The sequence below is a fragment of the Methylocystis silviterrae genome (assembly GCF_013350005.1).
Classification (GTDB): domain Bacteria; phylum Pseudomonadota; class Alphaproteobacteria; order Rhizobiales; family Beijerinckiaceae; genus Methylocystis; species Methylocystis silviterrae.
Window position 1 is genome coordinate 1 of the sequence record NZ_JABVWW010000032.1, and the last position, 17132, is coordinate 17132.

Genomic DNA, 17132 nt, shown 5'->3' on the forward strand with positions numbered 1-17132 from the left:
TTGGTGCGACGGCTGTTCCGATGTCCGTGTTGCCAACGAAAAATCCAGCGGCAAACTTTATGACACAGTAAAACTAGACCCAGAAAGACTATGATGGTCGCGACAGCAATTGCCACCGCAGATACGGGCGCCCACCTACGTTTCAGGATCAATCCAGCGCCGGTGACGATATACGCAAAACCGGCGGCAAAATTGAAATACAATACGAAGGGCACAATTTGTGCCGTCGAATTTTCTGTTCCATGGAGCTCAAAAAGAGCACTTCCTCCGGAAACGAGCGTGGCTATTCCGAACAGGACCGCTATTCCAGCAAGTACTTTAATTACTAGATTTGATGTCCAGACAGACACCATGACCTCTCCTCCTTTTTCATTTCGGAAGGTGTGCACTACCGTTCCAATTTGAAGGCTTGTCTGCCGCCTTTCAGGCCGACATACCCGTTTCCGGATCGAACCAGTTTCACGCATCGTTCGGGAAGCAGTGCCCCGGGTTTAAGGCATAGTCCATCCGGGGTCGGCCGCCAGTTCGGGGACAGGTCCATGAGTCCGCCCGTCATTTTGCCCGTGCCGTTCTGGAAAAGCACAAGGGTTCCGACGCGCCCATCCGTCTGTCGTCATCTTCCATGGGCGTCCATCTGTAATCTTATGGGCTGGGGACGGCTCTTCCGCCTTGCTCGCGTTAATCAAAGCGACTGTTGCCATGACGAGTGCGAGCAATGATATCGGTAATAAGAAGCGCCTTTCTTGCATGCTTCCACGATGATTTCGTTCTGGCTTCTCCATTTATCTGCTCCTAAGGCTGAGAATGTGTAGGAACCCGTGCGCACTACCGCTCCGATGAGCGCAGACCGTTTCAGTTGCCTTGACCGCGTTGTAGTGTTCTTCCGGCTCGTATTTGGCCACCTGAAGACCGAGCTGCTTTACCGACAGGCGGCCCGTTGCTTGCAGGATTGCGTAGCTCGCAAGCACATTGTTGTGCTCGGCTGGATTTCCGATTTCCAGTTGCCGCAAGAGGTGGATGGCGGTGATCATATTCGGTCGTGCTGTCAGTCAAAGCCGCGTCCCTCGCCTGCTTCTTCATGCGTCACGCCGTCCCTGATGTGATAGATGCGCTTGAAGGTCGGGATGATCTTCTCGTCGTGAGTGACGACGATGATGGCCGTTCCAAATTTGACTGCCATGTCGTTGAGGATGCGGATCACGGTCAGAGCACGCACGCTGTCAAGCGGCGCAGTCGGCTCGTCGGCAAGAATGACCGGCGGCCGGTTTACCAGTCCGCGCGCAATCGCGACACGCTGTTGTTCTCCGCCGGATAGTTGCGATGGCATGGCGGCGGCGCGATGCTCGACGTCGAGAGCCTTCAGGAGTTCACGCGCGCGCTGGCGCGATTCATTATTGGGAACACCGGCCAGCATCGGCAGCAAAGCAACATTGTCGGTGACGTCCAGAAAGGGGATGAGGTAAGGCGCCTGAAAGACGAAGCCGATCTTGTCGCGCCGCAACGCGCGAAGATCGGCAATTTTCCAACCGTTGTCATAGATCACCTCGTCGCCGAGGGTCATGCGCCCGCCGCTCGGGTCGATGACCGCTCCCAAGGCTTTGAGCAACGTACTCTTGCCCGATCCCGACGGGCCGATCAGGCCGACTACCTCGCCGGGTGCAACCTGCATATTGACGTCTTTCAAGGCATCGACGGCGGTGTCGCCACTGCCATACCGCTTCCTGAGTTTTTCGATGAGGATTCCTCCGCTGCCCATCTCAGCCTCCGATCGCCTCGGCGGGATCGACCTTGAGCGCCATGCGGATGGCGACTACGCTAGCAAGCGCACATATGACGATGACGGCGATGAGCCCGATCATCGTGTCGACGGAAAGAAGAAGGACGAATTTCGGGAAAAGAGGTGCCGCGAAGGTCGCCGTGATCTTGCCGACGACGAAGCCGATCAGCCCGAGCACGACCGCCTGCTGCAGGATCATGGACGCGATGGTACGATTGCGCGTGCCGATCAGCTTCAGCACGGCGATCTCGCGTATCTTGTCCATCGTGAGCGTGTAGATGATGAAGGCGACGATGGCGGCGCTGACGATGGCCAGGATGGCGAGGAACATGCCGATCTGTTTGGCGGATGTCGCTATGAGTTTTCCAATCAGAATCTCTTCCATCTGGGGTCGCGTATAAACCGTCAGCCGCTTCCACCTTGCTATGTCAGTTGCAATGCGCTCAGGGTCATAGCCAGGTTTGACGCGGACCAGGACTGCGTTCACGTAAGGGTTGCTGTTTTGCGAGGCGATCACTGCATCCAGCAAGCCAGGCACCCAAGGCCGGTTAAACTCCGGATTTTCGCTGGTGCGCCGGCGCTGACGGACAATGGAGTCGTTGTCCTTGAGGAATTGCGCTTCCTGCGCGTCCTTCAGCGGGATGAAGACCATCGGATCGCCCCCCGACGATACCGTCCGCCGAGTGAGGCCCACAATTGTATAATGGTTTCGTCGGATAACGATCGTGTCCCCAAGGGAAAACGCCGTAGCGACATCGGCCACCGCCTCATAGTGGCTGCGCGTGATCTGCCGCCCCGCGACAAGAAACGGCGGCCGGCCGGGTGTCGCCATATCTCCCGGCGCGATGCCCACCACCATCGCCCGGACGTCCGAGTTTCCTTTTTGAACCTGCATCGTCAGATAGGTGACGTTGGCAACCCGCTCGACACCGGGGATCGCGAGGATCACGCGATAGATGTCATCATTGATGCTTGAGGATTCCGCGTATGGGCCGAGTGTGTTCTGCTGGACGACCCACATATCGGCGCCGCTGTTGTCGAGCAGCACCTTGCCGTCGTCGACCATCCCTCGATAGACGCCAGCCATGGTGAAGGTTACACCGATGAGCAGACCAAGCCCGACCCCCGTGAAGACGAACTTGCCCCATGAATGCAGAATGTCGCGTCCAGCGAGGCTGATCATTTGAGTAGCTCCGCAGGATTGTCGGCTACACGAATGCGGCTCGTACTGGCCAATCTGGATGCGCTGTAAACAACAATCCGATCGCCGACCGTCAGGCCTTTTGTGATCTGCACGACCCCTTCCAGGTCTGCAGCGCCGAGTTGGACGACCGTAAAGCGGATTTTCCCCTCTTCGATTTTCCAGACGCCCAATTTGCCGCCGACATTCTGGATCGCAGCGTTCGGGATTGCCGGCGACACGGCAAGCTCAGGCAGGGCGACCGATACTTCGGCCAACTCTCCGATCGGAGGCCGCGGCTCGGGAAGCGTGTCGAACTCCACCTTGGCCAGATTTTCTTCCGTCACTGCGTCAGCGAGGACTTCCACGCGCGCGATTCGTCCCGGTACGCCTTTGCCGGCGCGTGAACGCAATGCAATCGAGGCAGGCAGGTCCTGCCGGAGGCCTGTTGCCGCAATTTGATCGAACCGAGCATTGATCCAGAGATTCTTTGGGTCGATCATTTCTATGACTGCCTGACCGCCAACTATGGTCGTTCCCGGTTCGGCCTTGCGTGCTGCAATCACCCCGTCGACCGGCGCACACAGAACCAGATTTTCCCGCTGCTTGATCAGGCCGTCGCGGTCGGCGCGATTGCGTTGGAGATCCTGTTGCGACGCAAGGAAATTCGACCGAGCGGCCGAGAGAGCAGCCTCAGCCACTTGGCTGTCCTGTCGCTTGGTTTCCACCGCGACCTGGCTGGCGGCGCGGGTCTTCCAGAGCTTTTCATAGCGTTTCGCCTGAGCAAGCGCGAAATCCTTGCGTGCCAGCGCATCGTCCACCTGCGCTTGCGCGGTACTTATAGATGCTTCTGCCCGGCCAATCGCCGCATCGAGCGCTGCGATGCGAGCATTAAGGTCCACTGGGTCCATTTCCGCCAGAACCTGACCGGCTCGTACCTTATCGCCCACATCAACATGTATCGTGGCGACGCGGCCTGCGAAGGTGGGGCCGATCTTGTAAGAGAAACGAGCTTCAACCGTGCCGATGCCAAATAGTGCGGGCGAGATTGAGCGGGCCTCGACGACGGCGGTCGTGACAGCGACCGGCGCCAGCGGCCCGGAGCGCAGCACCACGTAGCCAAACAAGGCGGCAGTCACGGCTCCAACGCCTATGAGCATCAATGTGCGACGCTGCAATGAAGGCAGTTTCACTGGTTTGCCTCCATGCATGCACGATATGATTTGAAGGCATCCGGAGCCGCCTCGCGGATGCTGTCGACATCCCCGACGATCAGCGCTCTAAACACCAGATGTTGGATAGCCGCTATGAACAGACGGGCAGCGATCCTTTTGTCGATCGTGGTTCGTATTTCGCCGCACTGCTGCGCCTCTTCGATTATGCTGGAGAGCCGCTGTTCGTACCGTTGGATAACTGCCTCGATCATCAGTCTGAGTGCGGAACTGTTCGTCCTGCCGAGCGCACCCAGCAACATGCGTTGAATGTTCGGATGATCCGCGAGATAGGCAATATCAGCCACAAACATAGCTTCGAGGGATCGAAGCGGAGATGTGACGGCCGAGAAATGCGGATGAGTCATCTCGCCGCCTCGACAGCGCGTCGATACAGCGCGAACGCTCCTGGCGCGCTGGCGCGGATGCGCTTGACGTCACCGGCGATGAGGGATTGCATGACAAGGCCCTGGATCGTACCGATGAAGAGTGTGACGGCGGCCTTGTCATCCAGTGTGGCAGCCAACTCGCCACGCTCCTTGCCCTCCGCAACGAGCCGTCCGAGGCGCTCGCCATAACGCTGGATCAAGGTGTGCGCCATGCGCTTGGCTACAGTCTGCTCGGCGCGTTGCAGCTCTCCAAACAGCATCCGGGGCACGCCGGGATGCTCCGAGATGAACTCGATATGCGCAGTGAACGCAGCCTCCAGCGCGTCAAGCGGAGAGACCGCAGCGGAAGTCGCCTTGTCGATCCGTGCGAGCAAGCGCTCTGATACCCATTCCATGACGGCCTGAAGAATAGCGTCCTTGGAAGGGAAGTGCCTGAACAAGGCGCCTTGGGTCACACCCATTCGCTTGGCGATCGCGCCAGTCGTGATGTCTGTAGGATTTTGCTCCGCCGCCAAGTCGATGACGGTCTCAACCGTCACCTCACGTCGCTCCTCTGCGGAAAGGTAGGCCGATCGCGAGATCATGGGCACCTCCAAAAGATAGTGATCAATTACTATCTATCAGCGGTGCGATTTTTTTCAAGGGGGACTACGCGAATAGGGTCACCTATGGCGCTCCTGCCGTTGCGTGCAGCCTCGCTGCTGAATCATCCGCGTTACACAACCGGCCTCTGCGTCGCCGGCAGTATCGGCAGCGAAGATGTGCTGCTGCGGCCGAGCGCGGTCGAGGCTTATCATCGGCTCAAATTCCGCTTCGGGCGGCATGTCACGCTCATGGCGCTCTATGCAATGGAGGCAGCGCTACGCGGCTGCGAATGGCGTTCCCTCGAGCCGGTAGTAAGGGACGATCTGCGCAAAGCGGCCCGTCGGCCGTAGCCGTTCGGCCCCTCATCCACGATGCAGTTGGACCTCGTCCCAACCGCTAGAGCGTTTTGCAATTACGCTGACTCGTGTAAATGCCGATTTCGATTTCCCCAGAAGCGCCGAAGTAAAATTCCCCAGTCTGGCGGGATGGCGATCAGCCGATTTCGTGATCGGCGCCTCCATTTTTTGGCGGTCGTCCACGACGCTGGAGCGTCGGAGGGATCGGCGCGGGTTGGATGCTGGCTTTTGTCCGAACATGTTCGGGGAGCAGATCGGCGTGTTCGCGCAGGCGATAGCTCGATCCTTCGATCTGGAAGACGACCGCGTGGTGCAGAAGCCGATCGAGCAGCGCGGTGGCGACGACGGGATCGCCAAAGATTTCGCCCCATTCCGCGAAGCCGCGGTTTGAGGTGAGGATCATGGCGCCTTTTTCGTAGCGGGCGTTGACGAGCTGGAAGAACAGATTGCCGCCGCCTGGAGTGACCGGCAGATAGCCGATCTCGTCGACGATCAGCAGCGAGAAGCGGCAGAAGTAACGGATCTTCTCCCGCAGCGCCCCTTCGCGTTCGGCCCTGGCCAATGTTGCGATGATGTCGGCGAGGCAGGCGAAGTAGACGCTGCGGCCGACTTTAACCGCCTCGACGCCGAGCGCCAGGCTGAGATGGGTTTTGCCTGTGCCGGGCGGTCCGATGAGATGAACCGCTTCGGCGCGATCGATGAACTGCAATTCGGCGAGCGCCATGACGCGGCTCTTGTCGAGCGACGGCTGGAAGGCGAAGTCGAAGCCGGCGAGCGTCTTGACGGCGGACAGGCGCGCCATCTGAAGCGCCATTTTGACCCGACGGTTCTCGCGCAGGGTGAGTTCTTCGGTGAGCAGAATATCGAGCGCATCGAGGGCCGTCGTCTCGCCGCGCTCGATGCCACGCAGGGTGACGTCGAGGATTTCGAGGGCGCGGGGCATCTTCAGGCCGACGAGATTGCGTTTGACGCGGTCGATGATGGCGGAGGGCGTCGCGTTCATCGTGAGCCTCCCTGCATGGCCAAGCGACGGCCCACGGCGTCATAAAAGGCTAATGGACGCCTTGCGGCCTGATCGCCGGCGCGCAGCACAAGGGGCGGCGACGTGTCTGCTGGTCGACGGCGCGGCGTCGCCGACGGGGCCTTACGATGCGCCGGATCGAGGCGTTTCTCGCCGCGGCCCTCGAGCGGCGCGTGGACGGCAATCAACACCCTGTCTTCGAAAATGCGGATGGCGTCGGCGAAGACTTGGACGTCGAGGACGCGCCGGCGGGTGGTGTCCGGCACGCTGTAGAGATTGCCGCCGACGCTGACCATGCCTTCATGCGAGGCGCGCCGCTCGAGCCTCAGTACGGCCTGATAGGGCGCGAGCGGCAATGACTTGAGCGTTGTTCTCTCTTCGGCGAATGCCTCGTTGACGACACGCTTGGTCGTGGCGTGGACCCTCGGATTGGCGACTGTGTCGAGCCAGGTCCGGAGTTGGAGGTTCAGATCATCGAGATTGCGGAAGGCGCCGCCCAGGAAAAAATCTTCCCGGATGTAACGGAAGGGCCGCTCGACTTTCCCTTTCGTTTTGGCGCGGTAAGGCTTGCAGGCGCGTGGCTGAAAGCCGTAATGGCGCGCCAGATCGAGCAGCGCGCGATTGTAGACAACGAGGCCGTCCGGGTCTTCGCCGATCACGGCGGTCTTCATGCGATCGTAGAGGATCTCGCACGGGACGCCGCCGAGCGCCTCGAAGGCCGCCATGTGGCAGCGCAGGACGCTTTGCATGTCCTGGTGCAGGACAAAGCGCGCCCAGATGAAGCGCGAATGGCCCAGCACGATGGAAAAGAGCCAGACGATCCGTTTGACGCCGGACTCATCGAAGAACTCGACGTCGAAGCGGGCGAAGTCGACCTGCGCCTGTTCGCCGGGCGGCGTCTCGAAGCGGACCTCGAAGCCTTTCGCGCGCGGAGGCCGAAGTTCGCGCAGAAGGTCGGTGACCGCAGTGTAGCCGCCGGCATATCCGCGTTCCTTGATCTCCCGCCAGAGACGGCGTCCGGTCAGCGTCGGATAAGCCGTAAGCCGCTCCTGCAGGTAGGGTTCGAAAGATGCGATCGCGCGTTCGCGCGGCGGACGGGCCTTGTAGTTGGGCGCCGTCAGCCCCGCCGCGATGTGCTTGCGCACGGTTTTCCGATCGATTCCGAGCTGGCGCGCGATCGCGGACACGGAGATCCCCTGACGATGTAGTTCCAGGATCATGACGATTTCCCCAAGTTTGATCACCGCGCGCTCCCCTCCCGCCAACGGGAGCAGCATCGGTGAGTCGGCGCGCCACCCGGCCTTCCAGGGCATGCCCTGGAAGGCCGGGCGTCACGAAAACTGGGGAATTTTCAATCGGCACTTCTGGGGAGTTTACGTCCGGCACTCACAACTCGGAGGGGATTGAACGAAGCCGCTGATCGCGGCGGGTGCGGCGATGTCTGGTGATTGGCCTCCTGTCTGAGAGGATTTGGGTGTTGCAGCCCACTCTCAAACAGGAGGTTTCCAGATGGCCGAGATGAGCCCTCTGCGCCGTCGCATGCTCGAGGACATGACCGTCCGCAATCTCTCGCCGGCGACCCAGCGATCCTACCTCAACGCCGTTTCGAAGTTCAGCCGCTATTTTGGCAGCTCCCCGGATCGTCTGGGGCTTGAGGATGGCGAAAAAGCCTTCGACAGCGTTGAGCCAGGAGCACATGTCGGCGTGAAGTGGAAGGTGAAGCGTTCGTGGCGCTGGAGCCATTGGCGCACCTTGGGGTGCTTGTGAGCGGCGTAATTGTCGAGGATCACATGCACGAGCTTGCCGGCGGGAACCTCCGCCTCGATGGCGTTGAGGAAGCGGATAAATTCCTGATGGCGGTGACGCTGCATGTTGCGGCCAATCACTTTGCCGTCGAGCACGTTGAGCGCGGCGAACAGCGTGGTCGTTCCGTTCCTTTTGTAGTCATGCGTCAGGGTTCCGGCGCGGCCCTTCTTCATCGGCAGACCGGGCTGGGTGCGATCAAGCGCTTGTATCTGGCTCTTCTCGTCGACGCTGAGCACGATGGCGTGCGCCGGCGGATCGACATAGAGCCCGACGACATCGCGCAATTTGGCGACGAAGTCCGGATCGTTGGAGAGCTTGAACAGGCGCAGGCGGTGTGGCTGAAGCCCGTGCGCGCGCCAGATGCGCTGAACCGAGCTGACGGAAACGCCGACGGCTTTCGCCATCATCGCGCCGATCCAATGCGTCGCTTCGCAAGGCGGCTCTTGCTGCGTCAAGGCGACGATCCGTTCGGCGACGTCCTGCCCGAGCGGTCGAACGCGAGACGGGCGGGTCTTGTCGCGAAGAAGGCCGTCAACGCCTTCCTCCATGAACCGCTCCTGCCAGCGCCAGACGCAGGTCTTCGACGTGCCAGTCTGGCGCATGATCTCGTTCGTGCCGACGCCGTCGGCGGAAAGCAGAACGATCCCGGCCCGCCAGACATGCTTTTGAGCCGCGTTCCGGTCCTTAATGATGGTCTGAAGCCGCTTCCGATCGACCGACGACAACGTGATGGAGATTCCCGTGCACATCGCGCAGACTCGCACGCGCAGAAACCGAGAGGAATCCCTCAAGGACTCAATCGTCAGATTTTATCCACTAGCTCGCGCAAACTGAAGCGATGGCCGGCGATACGCGACTCGCGAGACGGCTTGATCAAAGGCGCTGACTCGCTTGAAAGCGGACGAAGAGTTGTAACGTCTGCTGGTCGCTATCCTTCGAACCTTACCCTTGCGTCAGCCGTCGGCCCTCCAAGCGAACCAATTCGCGGGTTCGCACCCCAACGAATTCATCCCCGCTGCCCCGAGACGGGAACTGCATAAGGTTTACTGGGAAGGGCCAGTTTCAAAGGCCAGCAAAATGTCGACTGGATCCAAACGCGAAACGACAATTGGCCTCTCCATTGAATCTTTTGAATAGCGCAATGAAAAAGTTTCATTTTACCAGTCGTACAACACGTCATACGAGTTTCTGACGGCATCGTGACAAACTTTCGCGGATTCGGCGCGATTGCCGGAAATCGGAGGGTTACGCATGAGCATAACAACAGAAAGAGCCGGTAGCGCCGGCGTCGCCGCGGAGGAGAGTATCGTCGATCTCAAGGGCATGTGGATCGGCTTGGCTGTTCTGAACGGGTTCTATCTGGTCGTTCGTATTTACGAGCAGGTTTATGGCTGGCGCGCTGGCCTTGATTCGTTCGCTCCGGAGTTCCAGACATATTGGATGTCGATCCTTTGGACAGAGATTCCGCTTGAGCTGATCTCCGGCATTGGCCTTGCGGGTTTTCTTTGGAAGACGCGCACGCGCGACTTTTCGAAGGTGACCCCACGGGAAGAGCTGCGTCGGATCGTGGTGGACATTCAGTGGCTGGTGGTTTACGCGGCCGCCATTTACTGGGGTGCGTCGTTCTTCACCGAGCAGGACGGCACTTGGCACATGACGGTGATTCGCGACACGGACTTCACGCCGTCGCACATCATCGAGTTCTACATGAGCTACCCGATTTACTCGGTGATCGCGGTCGGAGCGTTCTTCTATGCGAGGACGCGTCTTCCGTATTTTGCGAAGGGCTACTCCCTTGCGTATCTGATCGTGGCGGTTGGCCCGTTCATGATCATCCCGAACGTCGGCCTGAATGAGTGGGGCCACACGTTCTGGTTCATGGAAGAGCTGTTCGTTGCACCGCTGCATTGGGGCTTCGTGTTCTTCGGCTGGATGGCGCTTGGCGTGTTCGGCGTCGTGCTTCAGCTGCTGATCAACATTCAGCGCCTGATCGGCAAGGAAGGCGTCGATCTCCTCGTCGGAGACTGAGCGCTTGAACAAACGGAGCGCGGGCTTTTTCCCAGGAGCCCGCAGCGCCGCAGAATAACTCCCTACAATCGTTGAGCTTCACTTGGCGCCTTCCGTCTTCATTGGCGGGAGGCGCAATTTTCAGCAGAAAGGCGCCAGTGCTGAACCAACGAGGTCCTTGTGACTCTTAATTCGGCGGTAGCTGGACCAATGTTCTTGTAACAAGCCCTGCACGCGTGTGCGCTAATCAGCAGAATCATCGAGGTTCTAATTCTCCAACATGCTAACCGCGTCGAGGATCTGCTGTCTCAGCCAACTATGGGCTGGGTCTTTATCTTTCAACGGGTGCCAAGCCATCGTCGCGGCACACTCGGAAAATTCGATTGGGGGCGGCATCATCTTCACCGGCGCAAGCCGCGCGAAATGTTCTCCGACGCGTCGTGGCGCCGTTAGAACGAGATCCGTACGAGCGATAATTGAGGGGGCGGACAGGAAGTTGGGAAGAATGACAGATATTTTTCGCTTCTTGCCATGCTGCTCAAGCCAGTCGTCGACGAGCCCGGTTCCATCCTCTCGATGAGAAATCAAGAGGTGGCGGCTTGATAGAAATTGATCTAGGGTTATGTCGGTTTGCGAAAAATCCGGATGGTCCCGCCTCACCATCGTCGTTAATCGTTCATGAAAAAGTGTTTCGCGCCGCAGATAGGAAGTTGAATCGCTTACGACATTCAAGGCGATGATGAGATCGATTTCTTCTTCCTCGATGCATGCCTCCGCCGAGGCGCCACCAAGCTGTTTGATGTGAAGCTCAACATTGCCCGCGTTTTTGTTGAGCGTCTCACAAAGGCGGTGCAGCAACGTGAATTCGAAATAGTCGCTCGTAGCGATTACAAACCGGCGCTCGCTCGAGTCAGGAGAGAATTCTTCCGGCGGCTGAACGATATTCTCAACGCTCTTCAGCACCGCGCAGATTGGATCGAACAAGGCCAGGGCCCGTTGCGTCGGGCGCATTCCTCTCGGCGTCTTGATGAGCACGGGGTCGTCGAGCTGCTGCCTCAGCCTTTGTAGAACATGGCTCATCGCTGATTGACTAATGAACATTTTCTCGGCGGAGCGGGACACGCTCCGTTCTTCCAGGAGATGTTTGAAGGCGATCAACAGATTGAGATCGAAGTTTCGCATTTCGCTCATTCGCGCGCACGGCCAAATCGCCAGTGAAGCACCCAGCCTTCTGTTTTGGCTCGTGAAGGGGCAAGTTTCCGCTTGGGGCCTTGGTGTGGTCCACCTTCGGAGGCCGAGAAGAAGCGGGCGACCGACCAGCAGCCAGCGGCGTCATTAAACCGGTTCGGCCAACGATTGGGAGTGCCGCGGAACGAATAAAACTAGGGTCCAATGACAGTAGGCGAGTTGATGCAGGGTCCAAGTGTCGAGAGCCATCTTGGCTGAGACCGGAAAGAAGTTGGGGGTCGATCAAGAGAAGATGAATATTATTCAAAGAATTCCTGCCGGAGGGGTTCTCGATGAAATGGACGTTGAAGCTCGAGCGCATTGACGAAGCTGGGAATTTGCACTCAACCACAGTCGCGTATGTCGAGCGGCCTGAACTGACGTCCGAGGCCGATCTCGGTCTCATCCATGACTGTCGGGAGCCATCTTGGCCTGACAATGCGCTTTCAGGAAAATCAATAATTTAGTCGAAGCCATCATGCGGCGAAGACGACTTTCCCGAAGATGACGAGGCTTCTCGGCGCCGGGAAGAAGGCTGTCGGCGCGAGGAAGCTATCCGGAGCCTGTTGAAGCGGCACAATGACAAGCGACTCTCGATCGGCGCCGTCGATGAAATCGCGTAGGAATTGGGTGTCAGCCGATCAACGATGTACCGTTTGATGACGGCCTATCGAGCCAAGGGCACGGTATCGTCGGTCGAACCGCGCGCGCTTGGGCGACGAAAAGATACGCTCGTGTTGGACGCCAAGCGAGAGAAGCTCATCGCTGCGACGATCCACAAAATTTATCTGAAGCCCGAGCGCGCGACCATGACATATCTGATCGAGCAAGTGCGGGCGCGGTGCGCGCAAAAAGGCTTGCCTCTTCCTGATCGGGCGTTCGCTCTCCGCTACACTGCGCCGCGGTTTCCTCCATCGCCCGCTTGAACCGCTTTAAATCCGCAATCTTGCGACGGATTTTCCCCAAGTGATCCAGCACGAGCTCACAAACCTGCATGCAGGCGTGACTGGTCGGCAGCACGACAAGTCGACGTGCGCCTAGCTCGACGGCCACCATGATCGGCGTGGCGCAGGTGATCGCGCCGTCGGGGGGCGAGGTAGCGACGCTTCATCTTCATAGGCTGGAAAGCGGCAGGGACGGCGGTCGGCGCCACAATTGCTTACGCCGCAGACTCCTTGGACAACACCACGGGCGCGCCAGACAAGAAATACGTTGCAACCACGCGGATGGGGCTTGGTGTCTTCCAAGTTGCAACAAGATAGGCGTCGACGAGCCATCGCACGCCATCAGCCGGCACAAAAAAATCGCACCGCAACAGAAACGAATGCATGGCGCCGCCATGTAACCGGAAAAACGTCCTCTCGACGCAGGCTCAGTCAGATTTCTGCGAGGCGCTCGACGCTTTCGGCGGGACCAGTAAGACACTTAAAAAAAGAGTCACGGAACGCTCGAAGCACCTCGCACTGATCAAGGCTGCAATCCCCCATGACTTCCCGCGACGGCGCCGAGAATTGTGATCAGGCTCCCGACAAGCAGGATGCGATGCATCCGTTCGATCAAAATAAAGGTTCCTTCAGGATCGGACTTAGCCCGTTGATGAACCAGCGGTGAAGGGCGAGCGGCTCGGCGACGAATGCCGCTTTCCATCGCCTATCTGGAGGCGGCGGCCGAACTGCCAACACGCTTCCCGCCTTCTATCTGGCACGCGCATGAAATGGCCTTCGGTTTTGGCGGCGCAGTCGTCGCGGGCTTTCTGCTGACGGCGATTCCAAACTGGACTGGTCGGATGCCCCTGCAAGGCGTCCCGCTCGCCGGCCTCGCCGCCCTCTGGCTCCTCGGCCGCATCGCCGTGCTGGCTTCGAATAGCGCGCCTGCGCTTGTCTCCGCGGCGCTCGACCTCGCTTTTCCGGCGGTCTTTATTTTCGTTGTCGCGCGCGAGATCGCCACTGGGCGGAACTGGCGCAACTTGCCCATGGTTGCGGCTCTCGCGCTTCTCTTCACCGGGAATCTGCTTACGCATCTCCAAGCGATGGACCTTGCCGCAACGGGCGCCATCGGGGCTCGCGTCGGCGTCGCCACCCTCGTTATGCTCATCGCCCTCATCGGCGGGCGCATCACGCCGAGCTTCACCCGCAACTGGCTGGTCAAGAATTCGCCAGCTGGAGTCGAGCCAGCGTCCTTCGGCGGGCTCGATCGTTTCGCGCTGGCGGCGACGCTCGTCGCGCTAATCGCCTGGGTCGCGTTCCCCGAAGCCGGACTTACGGCGGTTCCGCTCATTGTCGCCGGCGCGGCGTTCTTTCTGCGTCTTATCCGCTGGCGCGGCGTCAGCACGCGGGCGGAACCGATGCTTTTCGTGCTGCATCTGGGCTATGGCTGGGTTCCGTTGGGCTTCCTGCTCATGGGCGGCAACGAACTATTGGGGGTCACCGCTCCTGCAGCGCCTCTACATGCGCTCACCGTGGGCGCCATCGGAACAATGACGCTCGCGGTGATGACCCGCGCAACGCGCGGCCACACCGGGCGCCCGCTTGTCGCAGATCAGTGGACGGCCGCGATCTACGTCGCCATAACATTGGCGGCCATCCTGCGCATCGGCACGCCTTTCACGGGCGAGCACTACTTCACAGCCCTCGCGGTCGCCGGCGGGATGTGGAGCCTGGCGTACGGCCTCTTCGTGGTGCTTTATTTCGGAATGTTGACGACGAAGCGCTTGCACCCAACGACGTGAAGGCGAGTTCGAGGCAAGGCCGACCAAGCTGGCGCCGTTTCTCACCCAAGCGCGAACACGCCAAGCGGGCTGTGCGTGCGTGCGATGCTATAAATGAAAAGAAAAGCCGCGATCGCGCCGGCCATCGCCGCCAACCGCAACTTGAACGCCTTGGCTCGAAGCGCCCAGTAACCCAGAAAAATGTAGAGCGGCAGCATGACCGCCACCTTCATGGTCAGCCACGCGTCAACAAACGGGTATTGACGCGTGACGGCCGTCAGCATGAGGGCAGCCGTGAAGAGCACGGCGTCGATCGCGTAGGAGGCAAGCCGCGCGAGCAGCGACAGTGGCCATGACGCCGCGAGCAAGTTCAAAGCGAGCGCGCGCATAAGGTAGAAGCCGCCGCTCACGAGCGCCGCCGCGATGTGGACAGCGCGGATCTCGAGGTAATAGGCTTCCATGCGAGTGGCGGATCACGCCACGCGCCTCACCGGCCCCGCCTCCAGTTCCCTGTCCTCCTTCTCCACTTCATGAGGCTGGCGGCGCGGCCGGAGCCACAGGCTGACGACGAACCAGGCGAAGGCCAATGCGCCTATTGAGAAGACGGTGTCGCCTGGCACGCGCATCCATACCAGAAGATCGACGATCGGCTGCTGCATGAACTGCTCAGAGCGGGCGTACCAATAACCTTCATTGATCGCGGCAAGGAGTTGCAGCGTGCCGAGCGGCAGGAGCGTGAACAACGCCATCATCGCCAGCCCGACGTTGAAGCACCAGAAGCTGATGCTGAGGATCTTCTCGTTCCAGACGAGTTCGGGCATCATGCCGCGCAGGCAGAACAACACGAGGCCGATGCCGAGCATTCCATAGACGCCGAACAGCGCCGTGTGGCCGTGCAGCGGGGTCAGGTTCAGCCCCTGCATATAATAGAGCGAGAGCGGCGGGTTGATCAGGAAACCGAACAGACCGGCTCCCACCAGATTCCAGAAGGAGACAGCCATGAAGAACAGCACGGGCCATTTATAGCGTTGCATCCAGGGCGTGGCGCCGCAGAACCGCCAATGCTCATAGGCCTCGAAGCCGATATAGGCGAGCGGCACGACCTCTAGCGCGGAGAAACTGGCGCCAAGCGCCAGCACCGACGTCGGAGTTCCGGCGAAATAGAGATGATGGAGCGTGCCGATCACGCCGCCGGCCATAAAGACGATCGTCGCGAACAGCACCGCCGAAGTTGCCGGCTGGACTGCGATCAGGCCAAGGCGGGTGAACAGGAAGGCGACGACGGCGGTGGCGAACACCTCGAAAAACCCTTCGACCCACAAGTGAACTAGCCACCACCGCCAATACTCGACCATCGACAGATGCGTATGCTCGTTCCACATCAGCCCCGCGCCGTAGAACAGGCCGATCGCAACGGTCGAGAGGAAGAAAAGAGCGACGATGGAGCGCGACTCATTTTTTACCAGCAGCGCCGGCCACAATGCGCGGCCGACGAGGATGAGCCACAGCAGCAGTCCGATAAAGAGGAACCACTGCCAGAAACGCCCGATATCGGCATACTCCCAGCCCTGATGCCCGAACCAGAAATTGTGTTCCAATCCCAGCCGTTGCATGACCGCGAGCCATTGGCCCGCGAAGGCGCCGACGACGATGATCAGCAAGCAGATCCAGAGCACATTTACCCCGAGCGCCTGGAATTTCGGCTCGTAGCCGGAAATCGCCGGCGCCATGTAGAGCCCAGTGCCCAGCCAGGCGGTGGCGATCCACAGGACGGCCAATTGCGTGTGCCAGGTGCGGGTGATCGAATAGGGGAGGATCTCCGCCATCGGGTAGCCGTAAAACAGCTGCCCCTCGACCTGGTAATGGGCGCTTATGGCGCCGAAAAGGATCTGGACGAGAAACAAGGCAAGGAGCACCCAAAAATATTTGGCGGTCGCGCGCATGGACGGCGTGACCCTTACGTTGCGCATCGGATCACGCGCGGGCACATCGCACGTCTCGGCGCCGCGCGCATGGCTGACGGCGCGGTGCCAGCCGAGCAGGCCAATGCCGGCAAGCAGGAATACCACGCTGAACGCAGACCAGATGAAGGTGGTCGCAGGCGGGCGGTTGTCGACCAGCGGTTCGCTCGGCCAGTTGTTGGTGTAGCTGACGCGGCTTCCCGGCCGCTCCGTGGTCGCGGCCCAAGCGGTCCACCAGAAGAAGGCGCCTAGCGCCCGCCGATGCTCGGCGTCGGCGACAGTGCCGTTCTTCATTGCGTAGTTCTCGCGAAGCTCCGCGCTGCGCGGATCGTCGCCGAACAGGCTCTCATAGTGGCTCGAGACGAGGTCGATCGCCTGAGCCCGCTCCTCAGAAACAGTGATTGCCCCAGTCTTCGGATCGAACGTGTTTCGCCTCATCATCGGGCGCAGCCGTCCGCGAAGCGAACTCTGCTGCTCCTCGTTGAGATCAGCGTATCGGCCGGCGCCGAACTCGCGGCGCGCCCACGCATCCAGGATGGCGACGAGTTCTCGGTGCTGCCAGTCGGCGGTCCAGTCCGGCGCGACGTAGCCGCCATGTCCCCAGACGGAACCGAGTTGCATGCCGCCGATCGACTGCCATACCTGCCGGCCCCGCTGGATGTCGGCGAGGGTGTAGACCGTGCGGCCGGTTTCCGTAACGACGCGCTTGGGTAATGGCGGTGCCTTGACACTTATCTCTCGACCGATGAGCAGAAGCACGGCAAAGGACAGCGCCAATAAGGTGATGAGCGAGATCCAAAGTTTACGCGCGCTTTCCACGACGCCCTCCTAGTTTTACTGTGTCATAAAGTTTGCCGCTGGATTTTTCGTTGGCAACACGGACATCGGAACAGCCGTCGCACCAA

Annotated in this window: 14 protein-coding genes and 3 pseudogenes; 4 read left to right on the forward strand and 13 right to left on the reverse strand. The window is 60.0% G+C overall.

The window, feature by feature from the left end; all coding sequences use genetic code 11:
* The 7 genes and pseudogenes from HUN39_RS19060 to HUN39_RS18060 all read right to left on the reverse strand — a co-directional run.
* A pseudogene (locus HUN39_RS19060) lies at window positions 1-353 on the reverse strand (hypothetical protein); the annotation flags it as partial.
* 429 nt (window positions 354-782) lie between these two features.
* The gene (locus HUN39_RS18035; RefSeq protein ID WP_175095826.1) at window positions 783-1031 is read right to left on the reverse strand and encodes a hypothetical protein; all 249 of its coding nucleotides are present in this window, start codon (window positions 1029-1031) and stop codon (window positions 783-785) included.
* Between the two features lie 14 nt (window positions 1032-1045).
* Complete coding sequence (locus HUN39_RS18040) at window positions 1046-1756, reverse strand: ABC transporter ATP-binding protein (protein WP_175095827.1); 711 nt, start codon at window positions 1754-1756, stop codon at window positions 1046-1048.
* A gap of 1 nt (window position 1757) precedes the next feature.
* A complete protein-coding gene (locus tag HUN39_RS18045; protein ID WP_175095828.1) occupies window positions 1758-2960 on the reverse strand; it encodes an ABC transporter permease in 1203 nt (400 codons plus the stop codon).
* Entirely contained in the window at window positions 2957-4150 is a 1194-nt protein-coding gene (locus tag HUN39_RS18050; RefSeq protein WP_332310792.1) for an efflux RND transporter periplasmic adaptor subunit, read from the reverse strand. Before HUN39_RS18050 ends, HUN39_RS18045 begins: the two co-directional genes overlap by 4 nt.
* A complete protein-coding gene (locus tag HUN39_RS18055) occupies window positions 4147-4536 on the reverse strand; it encodes a TetR family transcriptional regulator C-terminal domain-containing protein (RefSeq protein WP_175095829.1) in 390 nt (129 codons plus the stop codon). The genes HUN39_RS18050 and HUN39_RS18055 overlap by 4 nt, the downstream gene beginning before the upstream one ends.
* A complete protein-coding gene (locus tag HUN39_RS18060) occupies window positions 4533-5141 on the reverse strand; it encodes a TetR/AcrR family transcriptional regulator (protein WP_175095830.1) in 609 nt (202 codons plus the stop codon). The genes HUN39_RS18055 and HUN39_RS18060 overlap by 4 nt, the downstream gene beginning before the upstream one ends.
* An 84-nt stretch (window positions 5142-5225) precedes the next feature.
* Here HUN39_RS18060 and HUN39_RS18065 point away from each other — a divergent pair, with 84 nt between their 5' ends.
* A complete protein-coding gene (locus HUN39_RS18065; RefSeq protein ID WP_175095831.1) occupies window positions 5226-5492 on the forward strand; it encodes a TfoX/Sxy family DNA transformation protein in 267 nt (88 codons plus the stop codon).
* A gap of 142 nt (window positions 5493-5634) precedes the next feature.
* Here the strand turns inward: HUN39_RS18065 and istB are convergent, their stop codons facing one another.
* Together istB and istA are read right to left on the reverse strand one after the other, a co-directional pair.
* Window positions 5635-6501 (reverse strand): IS21-like element helper ATPase IstB, encoded by an 867-nt coding sequence (gene istB, locus HUN39_RS18070; RefSeq protein WP_175095832.1) that lies wholly within the window; start codon window positions 6499-6501, stop codon window positions 5635-5637.
* Window positions 6498-7763: an IS21 family transposase gene (gene istA / locus HUN39_RS18075; protein ID WP_175095833.1), complete on the reverse strand. Its 1266-nt coding sequence runs from the start codon at window positions 7761-7763 to the stop codon at window positions 6498-6500. The genes istB and istA overlap by 4 nt, the downstream gene beginning before the upstream one ends.
* Window positions 7764-8028: 265 nt before the next feature.
* Here istA and HUN39_RS18080 point away from each other — a divergent pair.
* A pseudogene (locus tag HUN39_RS18080) lies at window positions 8029-8178 on the forward strand (phage integrase N-terminal SAM-like domain-containing protein); the annotation flags it as partial.
* Here HUN39_RS18080 and HUN39_RS18085 read toward each other — a convergent pair.
* Window positions 8155-9074: pseudogene (locus HUN39_RS18085) on the reverse strand (IS630 family transposase); the annotation flags it as partial. The pseudogenes HUN39_RS18080 and HUN39_RS18085 overlap by 24 nt on opposite strands.
* Window positions 9075-9576: 502 nt before the next feature.
* Between HUN39_RS18085 and amoC the strand changes: the two are divergent.
* The gene (amoC, locus tag HUN39_RS18090; protein WP_175095839.1) at window positions 9577-10353 is read left to right on the forward strand and encodes a bacterial ammonia monooxygenase, subunit AmoC; all 777 of its coding nucleotides are present in this window, start codon (window positions 9577-9579) and stop codon (window positions 10351-10353) included.
* Between the two features lie 246 nt (window positions 10354-10599).
* On the opposite strand, the gene HUN39_RS18095 is transcribed toward amoC, so the two are convergent.
* Window positions 10600-11514 (reverse strand): LysR family transcriptional regulator, encoded by a 915-nt coding sequence (locus HUN39_RS18095; RefSeq protein ID WP_232366207.1) that lies wholly within the window; start codon window positions 11512-11514, stop codon window positions 10600-10602.
* 1678 nt (window positions 11515-13192) lie between these two features.
* Between HUN39_RS18095 and HUN39_RS18100 the strand changes: the two genes are divergently transcribed.
* The gene (locus tag HUN39_RS18100; RefSeq protein ID WP_175095835.1) at window positions 13193-14287 is read left to right on the forward strand and encodes an NnrS family protein; all 1095 of its coding nucleotides are present in this window, start codon (window positions 13193-13195) and stop codon (window positions 14285-14287) included.
* A gap of 41 nt (window positions 14288-14328) precedes the next feature.
* On the opposite strand, the gene HUN39_RS18105 is transcribed toward HUN39_RS18100, so the two are convergent.
* Together HUN39_RS18105 and HUN39_RS18110 are read right to left on the reverse strand one after the other, a co-directional pair.
* On the reverse strand, window positions 14329-14727 hold the full coding sequence (locus tag HUN39_RS18105; RefSeq protein ID WP_175095836.1) for a SirB2 family protein: 399 nt from the start codon (window positions 14725-14727) through the stop codon (window positions 14329-14331).
* Between the two features lie 12 nt (window positions 14728-14739).
* Window positions 14740-17046, reverse strand: a complete 2307-nt coding sequence (locus HUN39_RS18110; RefSeq protein WP_175095837.1) for a nitric-oxide reductase large subunit — start codon at window positions 17044-17046, stop codon at window positions 14740-14742.
* Window positions 17047-17132: the final 86 nt, after the last annotated feature.

Excerpts from the sequence above, each read along its gene's own strand:
- HUN39_RS18035 (WP_175095826.1), bottom strand. The coding sequence starts at position 1,031 with ATGATCACCGCCATCCACCTCTTGCGGCAACTGGAAATCGGAAATCCA.
- HUN39_RS18040 (WP_175095827.1), bottom strand. The coding sequence starts at position 1,756 with ATGGGCAGCGGAGGAATCCTCATCGAAAAACTCAGGAAGCGGTATGGC.
- HUN39_RS18045 (WP_175095828.1), bottom strand. The coding sequence starts at position 2,960 with ATGATCAGCCTCGCTGGACGCGACATTCTGCATTCATGGGGCAAGTTC.
- HUN39_RS18055 (WP_175095829.1), bottom strand. The coding sequence starts at position 4,536 with ATGACTCATCCGCATTTCTCGGCCGTCACATCTCCGCTTCGATCCCTC.
- HUN39_RS18060 (WP_175095830.1), bottom strand. The coding sequence starts at position 5,141 with ATGATCTCGCGATCGGCCTACCTTTCCGCAGAGGAGCGACGTGAGGTG.
- HUN39_RS18065 (WP_175095831.1), top strand. The coding sequence starts at position 5,226 with ATGGCGCTCCTGCCGTTGCGTGCAGCCTCGCTGCTGAATCATCCGCGT.
- istB (WP_175095832.1), bottom strand. The coding sequence starts at position 6,501 with ATGAACGCGACGCCCTCCGCCATCATCGACCGCGTCAAACGCAATCTC.
- amoC (WP_175095839.1), top strand. The coding sequence starts at position 9,577 with ATGAGCATAACAACAGAAAGAGCCGGTAGCGCCGGCGTCGCCGCGGAG.
- HUN39_RS18095 (WP_232366207.1), bottom strand. The coding sequence starts at position 11,514 with ATGCGAAACTTCGATCTCAATCTGTTGATCGCCTTCAAACATCTCCTG.
- HUN39_RS18100 (WP_175095835.1), top strand. The coding sequence starts at position 13,193 with ATGCCGCTTTCCATCGCCTATCTGGAGGCGGCGGCCGAACTGCCAACA.
- HUN39_RS18105 (WP_175095836.1), bottom strand. The coding sequence starts at position 14,727 with ATGGAAGCCTATTACCTCGAGATCCGCGCTGTCCACATCGCGGCGGCG.